Source organism: Leptotrichia sp. oral taxon 847, assembly GCF_001553645.1.
Taxonomy (GTDB): Bacteria; Fusobacteriota; Fusobacteriia; order Fusobacteriales; family Leptotrichiaceae; genus Leptotrichia.
This window is the reverse complement of the sequence record NZ_CP014231.1, coordinates 598732-612704: the sequence shown is the minus strand read 5'-3', so window position 1 is coordinate 612704 and position 13973 is coordinate 598732. Positions and strand designations below refer to the sequence as shown.

The following is a 13973-nucleotide window of genomic DNA, read 5'->3' as shown; positions in this document are numbered from 1 at the left end:
GTACAAAATATTCAAATGGAGGTTATTTTTAATGAATATAGAAATAGCACAAATATGTAATATTGTATTGGCCACTAAAAGTGCTTTGGAAAAAAGAAATAGGATTAGATATAAGCCCATATATTATGAAAAAAAAGTTGAATTTATATTTTTTAATAATAAAAAATATAAGGCTAAAAGTGTTGAGGAATGGTTTGATTATTGTATTGATAGAGGATTACAAAATATTAAGTTCTTAATTCCTCTACCTATAAAAGATAGTAATTTTCTTAATTTTACTAATATAAGTCAAGCTAGTATAGTCTGCTTTTTTGACAATAAATTAGTTACTTATTTTACTCCAAAATGGGAAGATTACAATAATGAATGGCACATTATTTACACAGAACATGAATGGGAACCCCCTCTAAAAGCAAAACCTAAATTTTATGATAATACAGAAGATTTTAAAGATGTATTGAATAGAATAGCAATTTTAGCTGATAAAATTGATTTTCAAAATTTTGGAAATATCTTTAGAAAAGCTATTAGTATTTTAAATGGCGAAGAGATTGAAAATATACAAAAAACTTTTTATGGAATATATTTTTCTGAATTACCCAAAATTAATAAACTCCTTTTTTATGCCTCAGATATTTCTAATGTTTTTGGTGGAATGGGTTCCTGGAATGACAGCCCTCCTTATTATGCACACGAAAAGGGGCTTGAAAGTGAATATGACAGTCTTACGGAAGAACTTTTGACACAAATTAGGCTTGCTCTTTTATATTTTGTAAATGAATGGTAAAATATAGTAAAATTATAATGAAGGATTTATGGAATTTTTTCAAAATATACTTATTATTGTAGTTGTAGTAACAATTATTTTTCTAATAAAAAAATTAATGATAACAAAAAAATTAGAAAAAAAGGAGAATAAAAAATTGGAAAACAAAAATTTATCTATGTATGAATTAATAAAATCTTCTATTCGAGAGTGTGGAAAATTACCTGAAGATTTTGCTTTGCCTCAAGAAGAGGAGAATGGAATTCCTTGGGCAGATGGTGCAATGGATGGCGTTTTTTTGTATCATACTGCTATAAATGAAGAAAATATAGAAAACTTAGAAAAAATTGAAGTTGATGATGAGTTGAAAGAAAAATTAAGCAAATTAGTAAAATGATGTATTATATCTTTTTAGAAATTTGAATAAAATTAAAAAATAAAGTGGCGATAAAAATAATAAATTAGTAAATAAAAAAAATACGGAGGTTAAAAAATGAGTATAAGTTTTTATGTAAAAAACAAGAAAAAATTTTTAGGTTATGAACCGGTTTTAAATGTTGAAACTGCATTGAGTTTGCTGGATACGGAGCTTTACAGCTACAATACTGGAAATATTGACATTAATGATTTGCTGTTATCTCCTGTTTCTAATTATCAGTGTCTTTTAATAGGAGATGGTAAGCAAAGTGCAAGAGGATTTGAATTGTATTATGATAATAAAAATAAAAATTATAGCATAAGGGTTTTTACACCATCGTCCAGAGAAGATTGGCTTCTGGCATTGGAATATATAAAAGCATTGGCTAAAAAATTTGATTCAAAAATTATAAGTGAAACGGGAGAAGAATATACAGTTGATAATATTGATAAATTTGACTATGAAGGTGATATACTTTATGGAATAGAAGGAATTTCATCACGGGTTAAAGGTGAAGATTCGACTCTTTACAGTATTTTTGGAGTAAATAGGATTGTTTCCTTTAATCAAGAAATGATTGATAAAATAGAAAATTCAAATAGCCCTATTGATACTTTTTCTAATATGGTAAAGGAAATACAATATTTAGATGCCTTCTCAGCAAATCAGCGATTTTTCAGAAATAAGGAAGACGGGGAAATAATAGGAGCTTATACTCTTACACAAAATCTTAGGACGATACTTCCTTATAAACCTAGTGTTGAATTTGAAAATTCAGATATGGTTAAAAATGAAGATATTGCTTTCTGGAATATTGGATTGGTAACTATTGATGGAGATGAAAATGATCGAAACAGTTATAATGTTGTTGCACATTTGGATTATGATGACTTTATTAAAAATTTACCGGAAAATAAATATAGATTCATAGATGCTTCATATATTATGGTTGAACCGTTAAATAGGGAAGAACTTTTAGGATTAGTGAAATAAAAACTGTGGAGAGTGAGTAATGTTATTTTTAGCATATTTGTTTATTTTTTCTTTATTATCAGTTTTAATAGATTTATCAATATTGTTTTCAATAGCTTCTTTTGTATTAGGTGGAATATTATATTTTAATAGCAGCTCTTCTTTACAGGGAATAGCAATTTGTGCTTTTGGATTACTACACTTAATTTCAAGATTATGTTATCATAGTAAAGGAATGCGTGCTAGTGGTAATTCATATATTGATTATAATACAAGTTATAATTTTGTTTCAATTTCTATAGCAACTGTTATTTTTGCTATACCCATTTGGTATATTATTGTTAAATCAAACATAATAACATTAGGAAATTCACCTTTATATATTTTTATTCCAAGTCTTCTTATATCTTGGGCTATACTTTTTAAGATAGTGGACAGAATTTTTATACACAATAGAGAAACGCAAGAAGTAGTTTTAGGAGATTATTTTACTATTTATAAAAGTAGAAGATCTCTTACCCACATTTATATTTTTAAATTTAAAGATTCTCCAGATTTGTATTCTACTGGGATGTGGAGACACAAAATTTTTATAGATAAAGTTGGCTCTAAATTTTCTTGTACTTTTGGAAAAGGAATTTTTGGAACAAGCTATATAACAAGTATAAAATTAATTGAAGATGCAGGTGTAAATGTTCCTGAAAACACAAATTCATATAGTACTTCTCCTTTTAAAAAGAGAAGTTTAACAAAAAAAGATTATTCATTTCCTGGGTATATTTTATTATTTGTTAGTGGAATTCTAATATTTATTTTTGGAATTTTCATTCTTTATGTTGCTCATATTGGAATTCAAAATTCTGATGTTAGCTTGTTAAAATATATTGAATTATATAAAGTTATTGGATTAAGTGGTATCATTTTAGGTATTACTCTTGTAATAATTTCTATTTTTATGCTTATTAGAAAAAAATAATATTTGGAGGCTTATAGAATGAATGAACCTAAAAAATGGGGCTATATTTTTGATGAAGAGTTAAATATGTATGTTCCTAATTTACCAAGACAAAAAAAAATCGCAAAAGTACTTTTGATTTTATCATTAATATCTTTTGTTGCTATTTTAATACAAATATATTTTTGGAATAAAATTTCTTATGAGAAAAGATCATTTTTGGCTTATACCCATGTAATATTTTTTCTTTTTTAGCTATATATCTTGTTTTAAAAATAAATATTCATCTGATAGAGAAAAGGCTAGAAGAAATTAAAGGATTGAAATTATCAAAAGATCTTGAAATAAAAGCTTTAAAAAATAGACGATTTTTTGCATATATGATGATATGGATTCTTTTAATTGTTATGTTTGTTTCTCATCCCAATATATTAAAACAGTTTTCAACTAGATATATTTTTTATTTAATTTTTGCCACTGTGGCATCTATTTATAATTTCTATACACTTTTTAAAGAATTTAAAAATAGTAAATATTCTTTAATCATAGTTGGAAAAACAATAAAAATATATTATGAAAATAATGAAAAAGAATTTATTACAACAGATAATATAAGTTATGTTAAATTTTATGCTATTGCTCGTGGAAGAGGAAGAAGGGATAGAAATCCTACTTTACAAATCTTTGATAGCGAAGAAAAAAAGCTTCTTGAAATGACTATAAGTGCTACTGATTATTATTCATTAAAAAAATATTTTGAAAATTATAATGTAACAATAGATAATCAATATAAAGAATTTTAAAAAGAAGAGGTAAAATACTGTGGAATTATTAGAAAAAGATGAGGAATATATTATTTCACTACTTGAACAAGGGAAAAAAGTAGAGGCTATTGTCTTTATTAAAAATAAAAAAGGAATGACTTTAAAAGAAGCTAAGGATTGTATCGATAAAAAAATCAATAATGAACACTATGAAAAAAATATATCTATTTCTGAAGAAGATGAAAAACATTTATCTTCTTTGATTAATGAAAATAAAAAATTAGAGACCGTTGCTTTTCTTCATAAAAATAAGGATATGTCTTTATTAGAAGCTAAAAATTATACAGATAATTTAATTTTTAAGAAAAACATTGAAACTAATAAAGCAAATACGGATAAACGGAGATATATTTTTGATGAAAAATTGAATCTTTTTGTTCCAAATTTAGCAAGGCAAAAGAAAGCACGAAAAATAATGCTGAGTATTTTTCTAGTACTTGTGGTTATTTTTTTAATTCAGTTGATATTTTTAGATAGAAGCTCAGATATAAGAATGATAATTTTAACATATTCTATCTTGGGTATTTTAGTTTTTATGATAACTTTACCTCTAGTTAGTTTAGATATCTATAATACAGAAAATAAATTAAAAACTCTTGGAAATTTAGAACTTTCAGATCAATTTGAAGTTAAAGCTTTCATTAGTAATTTTGATTTATTTTCGAATATTTTATTACTTCTTATATTTATTATTGTGATACCTATTGTTCTTGTTAAGGCATATAAGAAAGGGGAATATAAAGATATTCTTTATATTATTCCGTTAATTATTTTCATAATTTATGGAGTTTATGAGCTTTTAAAAATGCTTAAGTATAAAAAATATTCGTTAAATATAAGTAATAAAGAGATTACTCTGTTATATAATAAAAATGAAATAAAATCTATAGAAATTGAGAACATAAATTTTGTTAATTTCTATACTAAAGAATTTAAGAAGGGAAGAAAGTATAATATTCCTATTATTCAAATTTTAGATAGAAAAAAGAATATATTTGCTGAGCTGGATATAAAAACAAGCGATTATATTCTATTGAAAAAGTATTTCAAAAAATATGAAGTATTAATAGACGATGAGTTTAATAAGATTTAAAAAATAAGATTATATGTAAATATTTAAGGAGGAATATAAAATGATTATTAGTATGATAATACTACAACTGGTAATACTTATTATCTCTAGCGCAACTCTTATATATTTAATAGTCAGAAAAAATACAATGGAATGTTTTTATGTAGAAAATGAAAACTTACATCTTAATTCTGTACCTACAAAAAAAATCCCGCTTTTCGACATTGATTATGTAGAATTTTACTGTACTCGTATTCGTAATTCTTACAGAGGGCAAATAAGGATTTATAAGAAAAATGCAAAAGTGGTTAAACGTTTTTTTCAGACAAGTAAAATTTCACTTATTGTTACTGAAAAAATGGTTTTAGATGAAATACAGAAATTAACACCTATTTTAAAAGAATATTCTATACCGTATACCGTTAAATATGACTAAATTAAAAATGTAGAATTTGCAAAAAAAATTACTGTTGCTTCACTTATGTAAAAATGACAATATTTTATATTGAAAAGGAAGTGTTTTAAATGAGAATGTTTGGAATGATTGGCGAGATAATGTTTATACCCTTAATTTTTATTTTATCAATATTTCTTGCTTTAGCAGCAAGAAAAAGAATAATAAGAAAAACTGTATTCGTAGAAATTGATGAGAATTTAAAAGACCTGGGGCCACGTGAATTTTTTTATAACATATTAAAAATAGAAAGAGCGGCAAACCCGATTTATTGCATAGAAATTTTTTTGTTAATAGTAGACACTGTATATATTTTATTTGGTGGATATTTAGAGTATATTAAAGAACTGGAATTTGTAAAGGAGTATCCTGATTTTTCCATAAGCCCTATAACTTCTGTGCTTATTAAATTTGGCATTCCAATTTTTTTATGGTTTGTTATACTTTTTCTATTATTGTTTGCATTGTTTATGAGAAAGAAAGAAAATAAAAGAATTTTTAAAATGTTAGATGATTTAAATGAGGGTAACTTTTTAACTTATGCAAAAGAAGATTTTATTAATTCTGATAGAATAGTTGGAACTGGAATAATGTTGCAAAGTGATTTAAAACTTGGAAACAGATATTTGTTTTGTGTTTATCCCGCATATATAATCCCTTATTCTTGGATTTATGATGTGAAAGTTGATAAATTTCTTAGTCGAGGAGGAAATTATTATTCTTTAAATTTTACTCTTAATAAATCTTTTGATTCTATACAAATATTTTTTGCTAAAAAAAACATTGCTGAAAAGGCTAGAGATTTTATTTTAAAAAATAAGGGGCTGTCTTAAAATGATTAAAATTTTGAGTTCAGCTTCTATTTTTAAATTTAATTTTTTCATATTTATTCCATTTTATTTTATATTTATTAAATTTTGAATTTTTTTGATAAGTTTTTGTTAATATCAGTATATCATACATTTTTAAAAATTTTATTTAAATTTATTTACATCATTATTACTGCAATATTTTTTTTAGTCAACATATTTAATAGTGTGATGGTAACATATGTTTTTTGTATTTATTGATAAAAATTTGACTATATTAAAAAAATGGATGGTTTAAAAATTTTAGGGGCAGATTTTTAATTTTAAATTTTTTAAGTTATTCTTGATTACAAAATGTTATTTTGTTTAATATTATTTTTTTATTTTTTACATAAGAGGAAAGGACCGCCATTTCCCCTTATAATCCCCACGCTCGTCTAAGAATTTTTTTGAAGTAAAGCCGAAACTCACTTCGTTCAGACAGTCGTCTTTACTCCAAAAAAATCACGACACTTTTTCTATGGTAGTAAAATTTGAACCGTCGGAGCATTTTTATGTGCTGACAAAACTGTTTGAGCACGATTAGTGCGAGTTTTTTGTCAGTGCATAAAAATGTCGAAGACTAGCCGGGGTGCAGGGGTGCGGCGATGAGCACTTCTGCTTTAAAAAAAAAATTATTTTAGTAACTTTCTGGATTGAATAAGAAACTTAAAATAGAAGTTTTTATTTCCCCTAAATATTTTACTCTGTCTAAAAAAATGAAAATTTTGTTTTTTTAATCAAATTGTGATAAAATGTTTTTAGAAAAATTGGAAAGAAAGGGAAATTTTTTTATGGGGAAATTGAGGAATAATAGGGAAATTGGGTTTAAATATGAAGAAATTGCTAAAAAGTATTTGATTTTGCGAGGACTTACTTATGTTGAAAGTAATTTTTCCAGTAGGTATGGAGAAATTGATTTGATTTTTAAAGATGTGAAAAATGGCGAAATGCTTGTGTTTGTGGAAGTTAAATACAGGAAAAATGATTTTTTTGGAAAAGCCATTGAGATGGTTACGAAAGAAAAGCAAAATAAAATTTTGGCAACTTCACAGGTATATATACTGAAAAATAAATGGAATAGTGGCATACGATATGATATTATAGGAATAGATAGTTTTTCTAATAATATTAGGTGGATAAAAAATGCGTTTTGAGGTGAAATATGAGAAATGATGAAAAATGCTTAAAATGTGGTGAAAAAACATTCGAAATAAAAAAAATAGCAATTCCAACTACAAAAATAGCAAAAGCCAAAATCGGAATAGACACATTTTACTTAAAAATATGTCAAAATTGCGGATATACTGAAATGTACTCAACTAAAGTAATTGAGAAAGTCAAAGATCCAATTAAAAATTATTGATAGACTAAAAAGCGAAATTTTTAAATTTAAAGGGATTTTTTTTAGAAATAGAGATATAATTTCTGGGGAGGAATTAGTTGAGTGCAAAATAGTTTCAAAAGAGACTAAAAAGATTTTAAACAATTTAAAAAAATTGCGAAAACTAAATAATATTTATTATTTGTGGGACTACGATGACAAATTTAAAAAATTAATTTACGAATATAAATACAACAGGAAAAAAATTTTGGCAAAATTTATTTCGGAATCTATAAAAAAAGAATTTTATTTTATTTTGAAAAAAGAAAAAATAGATATTATTGTAAGCGTTCCTGTAAGTAAAAAGAGAAAAAGTGAGCGTGGCTACAATCAAGTCGATGAGATTTTAAATTATCTTGAAATAAAGTATTGTCAAATTAAAAGAACAAAAAATACTAAAAAAATGGCGTCAATTTTAGATGAGCAAAAAAGGATGAAAAATATAAAAGGCGCATTTGAAATTTCTGATAACATTGATTTTGGTAATAAAAATATTTTAATAGTTGATGATATTGTTACAACTGGAGCAACATTGAAAGAGATAAAAAAAGAAATTTTACAAAATTCTAAAATGTTGAATATAAATATTGTCGTTTTTTGTCTCGCAGCGGCAAAAGAAATAAAAAAAAGTAAAGGAGCGATATGAGTACACTAAAATTAAAAATGACAGTTCTGATATTTATAATTGGTGCAACCCTTTCTTTTTCAAAAGAAAAAAATGATGAAGCAAAAAAAGTGAATACAAAAACACAGCAAAATAAAGAACAACTGGAAGATTCATCGCAGGAAATTATAGATGACAGTTCAAAAATAGATGAAGAAATTATAGACGAACAAAAAAATAAAAGTGCAAATGAAAACTTGAAGTATAGCCAGAGAAATGATGGAATAATAGATATAAATTCTCTAAAACATGAAGAAAATTCAGAATATCGTATAAAAGATGGAAAAAATGTAAAAATAATGATGAAAACTAAAAATAACGATGTTTATTCGGTAGAAGTGATTTACAAAAATGGGAAAAAAATGATGCGTGGAATTGGAAATTATGGTGGAAACGAAACATTTTTAGCAGAAGTTCCAAACACAATCAAAGATTATTATTTTGAGATAACCGACGCCAAAACAAAATATTTTATGGGAAGAAACTTGACAAAAAATAGAAGTTCGGTAATTCCATTTGAGTATACAAATTCAAAAAAATTGACACAGATTCCAGATTGGGCAAGAGGTTCAGTTGGATACCAGATCTATATTGATTCTTTTAGAAATGGAGATGTTGATAACGATGCGATTTTTAATGAATTTGGAACTGATGACTTTTCTCCACCGACTGGAGAAATTCGTTCTGGAACTACAAAAAGGGAACTTCTTTTAGCTGAATGGGGAGATGGAAGCAAACCTCAGTTTTCACTGAATGAATGGAACAGTAATTACGAAGAAAAAAATGAATGGGAAGAAAGTGCATTAAATGAAGTTCAGAATTATACCCGTTATTATGGTGGTGATTTAAAAGGTGTTGAAGAAAAACTGGATTACTTAAAAAAATTGGGAGTAGAGTATATAATTTTATCGTCTCCTTTTTATTCACTTTCAAATCACAAATATGACACGATTTATTTTAATCATGTGGATCCATATTTTGGGACTCTTGAGCAAACTGGGACAATAAAGGCACTTGATATAAAAGCACCTGTTCATAATGTTAATGGCGATAAGGAGTTAAATTTATTGGTCTTTAATCCGGCGACTGATAAGAATTTACTTGGCGAGGATTTGAGAAATACAAACAGCTGGGTTTGGACGGATTCTGACTTGGTACTTGCAAGCCTTGTAAAAAAGGCACATCAAAAAGGACTGAAAATAGTTTTGGAAGTTGCGCCTGATGTAACTTCTAGTGTTTTTTTTGCAAAGGAAAACAAGGAATTTAAAAATTGGTATTTAGAGGATACGGTCCTTGATTTAAGCAATCCAGAGGTCAGAAATTATTTTGAAAATTCAATGAAAAAATGGATTTTAGGACCTGATCAGACTTTTAAGAAAAATGTTTACGACGATGGAATTGATGGGATTAGATATGTCTATTATTCTGATAAAAATAAAGAGTATATAGCTGATATTACAGAAAATTTAAAACAATACAAACCTGATTTATTGATAACTGGAGAATTTTCCAACAGTCTTACAAAAGATATTGAAGATGGAGTATACGACAGCGGAGCGGATTATAACATTGTAAATAATATAATAAAATATACCGTGAATACAAATCCAAATTATCGTATAAATGGAGTAGAATTTGCTTCAAAATTAAATGAAATTTACAACAAATATTCGGCTAACAGATTTAATATGACACAACTTTTCATAGGTTCACTGGATACGGACAGGATTTTTAGTGGAATGATAAATCCAAACCGTGTTTACGACAGAAATAATCAGTCAAACCAATATTTGAACATAAGACCTGATTTATATGATGGAACTGCGGTAAACAAATTAAAAAGAGTAGTCTCGATGCAAATGATGCTGCCTGCAACTCCTATCATCTACTATGGCGACGAAAAAGGTATGTGGGGATCGGACTCGCCCAGAAATAGAAAACCCATGCTGTGGGAAGATTACGAGCCGTATGACAATGAAACAGACGACATAAGTAAATATAAAAAAGTGCTTAGAAGTTTACCGGACTCAGTGGAAGTAAATGAAGTACAAAAATTTATTTCTTATCCTGTTACAAGTAATAAAGAAATTGAAAATCATTACAGAAGCTTGTTAAAAATAAGAAAAGAGCATAAAAATTTGTTTAAGAATGGAAAGCTTAGAATATTGGAAGTTTATGAGGATGGAAAGACGAAAGGCAGGGTTGACGCTGAAATTGCAGCATATTTAGCCGATCAAACTAGAAGAGCAAAATTATATCAAGGTCGTGACTACACGCCGCCAAAACCAAATACGGATTTTATTTCCTACGAAATCTCTTTGGGAAATGAATCACTTGTAGTTTTGGTAAATAATAGTCCCGATGAATATCCATTAAACTTAAATGTTCCCAAATTATTTGGATTTTATAAAAATCAGCTAAATCCAAAAGAAAATTATGCAATTTCTGAAAGAAAGATACAAGTGAACGTAAAACCTTACGAAGTAAAAGTTCTTTACAGCAATGCTAAAAATATGTTTGATTCATTTAGACAAAATAAAAATAAAATATAATTAATAAAAGTTCTTTTTTAGGACTTTTATTTTTTTACAAAATTTAGTTTGGAAAAATTTTGATAAATAGAAAAAGATAAATTTAAAAAGTAAATAAAATAAAAAGGAGTAACTTCTTTAGAGAAAAGTCAATCCTTTCTAAATTTATTAAATTAGATAATTAAATATCAAGTTTAATTCTTTGAATATCAGCGCCAACAGCGTTTAATTTAGCTTCTAGTCTATCATATCCACGATCAATGTGATAAACTCTGTTTACGATAGTTTCCCCTTCAGCAGCAAGTCCGGCAAGTACAAGTGCAGCTCCAGCTCGTAAGTCAGAAGACATGACAGCGGCACCAGTTAGCGAAACTCCTCCATTTATAACAGCAATTCCTCTTTTTATCATAATGTCAGCACCCATTCTGTTAAATTCAGGCACATGCATAAATCTATTTTCAAACACAGTTTCTTCCATTGTACTGGTTCCGTTTACTAATGTTTGCAGTAGCATCATCTGCGGCTGCATGTCAGTTGGAAATCCCGGATGTGGAAAAGTTCTAACATTACAAGGTTTTAGTTTTTTTAGATTCGCTTTTACAGTTAAAATATTTCCTTCTTCTTTAAATTTTACACCCATTTTTTCGAGGTCAGATTTGAATTCACCCAAGTCGTCAAGTCTGGCATCTTGAATTTTTAAATCTCCGTCAGTTATCAAAGAAGCGATAACATAAGTTCCGGCTTCGATTCTATCAGGCATAATTGAATATTCAACAGCATGTAGATCTTTTACTCCTTCAATTTCTATTCTAGTAGTTCCAAGTCCTTTAATTTTCGCTCCCATTTTTGTTAAAAAATTTCCTAAATCCACTATCTCAGGTTCTCTTGCAGCATTTGAAATGATAGTTTTTCCAGGAATCTTTACCGCAGCCATCATGATATTTTGAGTTGCACCAACGCTTGGAAATCCCAATGGAATTTCTGCTCCTTTTAGATTATCAGATTTTGCATGAACGTATCCATGAATCCTTGTAATATCGGCACCTAATAGTTCAAACCCCTTTAAGTGCAAATCAACAGGTCTTGAACCAATTGCACATCCTCCTGGAAGTGAAACGACAGTTTCATCAAGATTGGCAATCATAGGTCCCATCACTAAAAATGAAGCTCTCATCTGTTTTACAATTTCATAACTGGCTTCATTTCTTTTAAATCCTTCATTTACAATTTTATAAGTGGTTTCGTCCAATTTTTCTGTTTTCATTCCCAAGTCTTCGAGTAACTTTATTGTAACTCTTATATCTCTTAAATTCGGTACATTTTTTAAAATATATTCCCCTTCTGCAACGAGCGTTCCAATAAGAATTGGAAGAGCTGCATTTTTTGCTCCACTCACTTTTATAGTTCCATTTAAACTGTTTTTCCCTTTTATTTTAAATCCGTCAACCACGCTTTTTTCCTCCTAATTTTTGACATATTGGACATTTTGAACCGAATAATTTGTCCAAAAATCCTATTTCTTTATAATTTTTTACGTAATTTGGCAATTCTTTTCGAACTATATCTAAATGAAATTCACAAATACATTTTTCCATTGATTTATAATAAATTTCCGGTAAATTTTTCTGCTTTATAACTTCCAATTTAGGCTGTACTAAAATATTGTCATTTTCACCGTGTTCAATTGCATCTTTAGCTGCGACGACAAGAGCGATATCTCCTGAGTATTCTAAACTATCAATCATTTTGTATGACATTCCTTTTTTCTTGGCAATTTCAATATATTTTTTTATATTGACAAAATCGGCTTGGCGAGAAACTAATAATTTGTAAGCATTTTTGTCTTCCATAGCTTCTTCAATTTCATAATAAATACCTTTTTCATTGACCTCGTCAAATGTCAAAGCCTTTATCACTCTTTCTTTGTATTCTCCCAAATATAAACTGCTCTCAATTTTTGCGTTATGCGCTCTATCTGCAACCTTTTCTACATCTCTCATAAAATCTGTATCATTGTATTTCATTTTTTTCTCCATTTTCATATAGTCAAATAACATTAAAATAACAAGTTACTTTTTTATCAAAGCCAAAAAACCCAAATAAACTCAGACTTTTTACTTATTTTTATATTATACTACTTTTTTTAATAATTCTCAACTGTAATTTGAAAAAATTTTTCAAAATATTGAAAGTAAAATTTGTCTTAAAATTTTTATACTCTCATCAATTTGCAACAGAGTAAAATATTTAAGGGGAAATAAAAACTTCTGTTTTAAGTTTCTTATTCAATTCACAAAGTTACAAAATAACTTGTTCTTTTTTAAGCAGGGGTACCATCGCCGCACCCCTGCACCCCAGCTAGTCTTCGACATTTTTATGCACTGCCAAAAAACTCGCTTACGGCGGGGCAGTTTTGTCAGCACATAAAAATGCTCCGACGGTTTAAATTTTACTATTATACAAAAGGTGTCGTGATTTTTTTGGAGTAAAGACGACTGTTTGAGCACGTTTATGCGAGTTTCGGCTTTGCTTCAAAAAAATGCTTAGACGAGCGTGGGGATTATAAGGGGAAATGGCGGTCCTTTCCCCTTATGTAAAAAAATAAAAAACTATACTAAATTAAAATAACATCTTGTAATCAAAATAAATTAAAAAATATTGAAACTAAAATTTATTTCTAAAATTTTTACTCCACTCATGAATTTGCTAAAATATTGACAAAATAATAAAAATATAGTACAATACTGTTAAATTATTCTATGATATAAATTTATTGAATTGAAAGGAGAGAAGGAATGGCGAATTCTAAAGCATCTAAAAAAAGAGTATTTATAGGTGAAAGAAATGCACTTAGAAACCAAGCAATTAAAAGTAGAACAAGAACTTTTGTAAAAAAAGTTGTAAAAGCTGTGGAAGCTAAAAATGTCGACGAAGCTAAATCAGCATTACAAGTGGCTTACAAAGAATTAGATAAAGCTGTAACTAAAGGTGTAATCAAGAAAAATACTGCGTCAAGAAAAAAATCGAGACTTGCATTAAAAGTTAACAAATTAGCTAACTAATTTATTGTTAGTTTAAAAAAAAT

14 protein-coding genes and 1 pseudogene are annotated in these 13973 nt (G+C 27.5%); 13 read left to right on the top strand and 2 right to left on the bottom strand.

The window, feature by feature from the left end:
• The first annotated feature begins 31 nt into the window (after positions 1-31).
• From AXF11_RS02765 to AXF11_RS02710, 12 genes and pseudogenes are all read left to right on the top strand, one after another.
• Positions 32-787 (top strand): RNA polymerase subunit sigma, encoded by a 756-nt coding sequence (locus AXF11_RS02765; RefSeq protein WP_068154725.1) that lies wholly within the window; start codon positions 32-34, stop codon positions 785-787.
• A gap of 28 nt (positions 788-815) precedes the next feature.
• The gene (locus AXF11_RS02760; RefSeq protein WP_068154723.1) at positions 816-1163 is read left to right on the top strand and encodes a hypothetical protein; all 348 of its coding nucleotides are present in this window, start codon (positions 816-818) and stop codon (positions 1161-1163) included.
• Between the two features lie 96 nt (positions 1164-1259).
• A complete protein-coding gene (locus AXF11_RS02755) occupies positions 1260-2177 on the top strand; it encodes a DUF4299 family protein (protein WP_068154721.1) in 918 nt (305 codons plus the stop codon).
• Between the two features lie 19 nt (positions 2178-2196).
• Complete coding sequence (locus AXF11_RS02750) at positions 2197-3132, top strand: hypothetical protein (RefSeq protein ID WP_068154718.1); 936 nt, start codon at positions 2197-2199, stop codon at positions 3130-3132.
• An 18-nt stretch (positions 3133-3150) separates the two neighbouring features.
• Positions 3151-3914 (top strand): annotated as a pseudogene (locus AXF11_RS11055) (hypothetical protein).
• A 19-nt stretch (positions 3915-3933) separates the two neighbouring features.
• Complete coding sequence (locus AXF11_RS02740) at positions 3934-5028, top strand: VanZ family protein (protein WP_068154716.1); 1095 nt, start codon at positions 3934-3936, stop codon at positions 5026-5028.
• Positions 5029-5068: 40 nt separating this feature from the next.
• Positions 5069-5443, top strand: coding sequence for a hypothetical protein (locus AXF11_RS02735; protein WP_068154714.1), 375 nt, complete (start codon positions 5069-5071; stop codon positions 5441-5443).
• A gap of 89 nt (positions 5444-5532) precedes the next feature.
• On the top strand, positions 5533-6294 hold the full coding sequence (locus AXF11_RS02730; protein ID WP_068154713.1) for a hypothetical protein: 762 nt from the start codon (positions 5533-5535) through the stop codon (positions 6292-6294).
• Between the two features lie 809 nt (positions 6295-7103).
• Positions 7104-7466, top strand: a complete 363-nt coding sequence (locus tag AXF11_RS02725) for a YraN family protein (RefSeq protein ID WP_068158171.1) — start codon at positions 7104-7106, stop codon at positions 7464-7466.
• Between the two features lie 8 nt (positions 7467-7474).
• Positions 7475-7675 (top strand): zinc ribbon domain-containing protein, encoded by a 201-nt coding sequence (locus AXF11_RS02720; protein ID WP_068154711.1) that lies wholly within the window; start codon positions 7475-7477, stop codon positions 7673-7675.
• 226 nt (positions 7676-7901) lie between these two features.
• Positions 7902-8339 carry a ComF family protein gene (locus tag AXF11_RS10775; protein WP_231724743.1) on the top strand — a complete coding sequence of 146 codons (438 nt, stop codon included), beginning with the start codon at positions 7902-7904 and terminating at the stop codon, positions 8337-8339.
• Positions 8336-10909 (top strand): alpha-amylase family glycosyl hydrolase, encoded by a 2574-nt coding sequence (locus AXF11_RS02710; protein ID WP_068154709.1) that lies wholly within the window; start codon positions 8336-8338, stop codon positions 10907-10909. The genes AXF11_RS10775 and AXF11_RS02710 overlap by 4 nt, the downstream gene beginning before the upstream one ends.
• Before the next feature lie 160 nt (positions 10910-11069).
• Here AXF11_RS02710 and murA read toward each other — a convergent pair whose 3' ends face one another.
• Both murA and AXF11_RS02700 read right to left on the bottom strand, forming a co-directional pair.
• The gene (gene murA / locus AXF11_RS02705; RefSeq protein ID WP_068154707.1) at positions 11070-12338 is read right to left on the bottom strand and encodes a UDP-N-acetylglucosamine 1-carboxyvinyltransferase; all 1269 of its coding nucleotides are present in this window, start codon (positions 12336-12338) and stop codon (positions 11070-11072) included.
• Positions 12331-12912 carry a DUF1694 domain-containing protein gene (locus tag AXF11_RS02700; RefSeq protein ID WP_231724742.1) on the bottom strand — a complete coding sequence of 194 codons (582 nt, stop codon included), beginning with the start codon at positions 12910-12912 and terminating at the stop codon, positions 12331-12333. Before AXF11_RS02700 ends, murA begins: the two co-directional genes overlap by 8 nt.
• Positions 12913-13683: 771 nt before the next feature.
• On the opposite strand from AXF11_RS02700, the gene rpsT reads away from it, so the two are divergent.
• Complete coding sequence (gene rpsT, locus AXF11_RS02695; RefSeq protein WP_068154704.1) at positions 13684-13950, top strand: 30S ribosomal protein S20; 267 nt, start codon at positions 13684-13686, stop codon at positions 13948-13950.
• Positions 13951-13973: the final 23 nt, after the last annotated feature.

Excerpts from the sequence above, each read along its gene's own strand:
- AXF11_RS02760 (WP_068154723.1), top strand. The coding sequence starts at position 816 with ATGGAATTTTTTCAAAATATACTTATTATTGTAGTTGTAGTAACAATT.
- rpsT (WP_068154704.1), top strand. The coding sequence starts at position 13,684 with ATGGCGAATTCTAAAGCATCTAAAAAAAGAGTATTTATAGGTGAAAGA.
- AXF11_RS02700 (WP_231724742.1), bottom strand. The coding sequence starts at position 12,912 with ATGAAATACAATGATACAGATTTTATGAGAGATGTAGAAAAGGTTGCA.
- AXF11_RS02720 (WP_068154711.1), top strand. The coding sequence starts at position 7,475 with ATGAGAAATGATGAAAAATGCTTAAAATGTGGTGAAAAAACATTCGAA.
- AXF11_RS02765 (WP_068154725.1), top strand. The coding sequence starts at position 32 with ATGAATATAGAAATAGCACAAATATGTAATATTGTATTGGCCACTAAA.
- AXF11_RS02725 (WP_068158171.1), top strand. The coding sequence starts at position 7,104 with ATGGGGAAATTGAGGAATAATAGGGAAATTGGGTTTAAATATGAAGAA.
- AXF11_RS02755 (WP_068154721.1), top strand. The coding sequence starts at position 1,260 with ATGAGTATAAGTTTTTATGTAAAAAACAAGAAAAAATTTTTAGGTTAT.
- AXF11_RS02710 (WP_068154709.1), top strand. The coding sequence starts at position 8,336 with ATGAGTACACTAAAATTAAAAATGACAGTTCTGATATTTATAATTGGT.
- AXF11_RS02750 (WP_068154718.1), top strand. The coding sequence starts at position 2,197 with ATGTTATTTTTAGCATATTTGTTTATTTTTTCTTTATTATCAGTTTTA.
- AXF11_RS02730 (WP_068154713.1), top strand. The coding sequence starts at position 5,533 with ATGAGAATGTTTGGAATGATTGGCGAGATAATGTTTATACCCTTAATT.
- AXF11_RS02735 (WP_068154714.1), top strand. The coding sequence starts at position 5,069 with ATGATTATTAGTATGATAATACTACAACTGGTAATACTTATTATCTCT.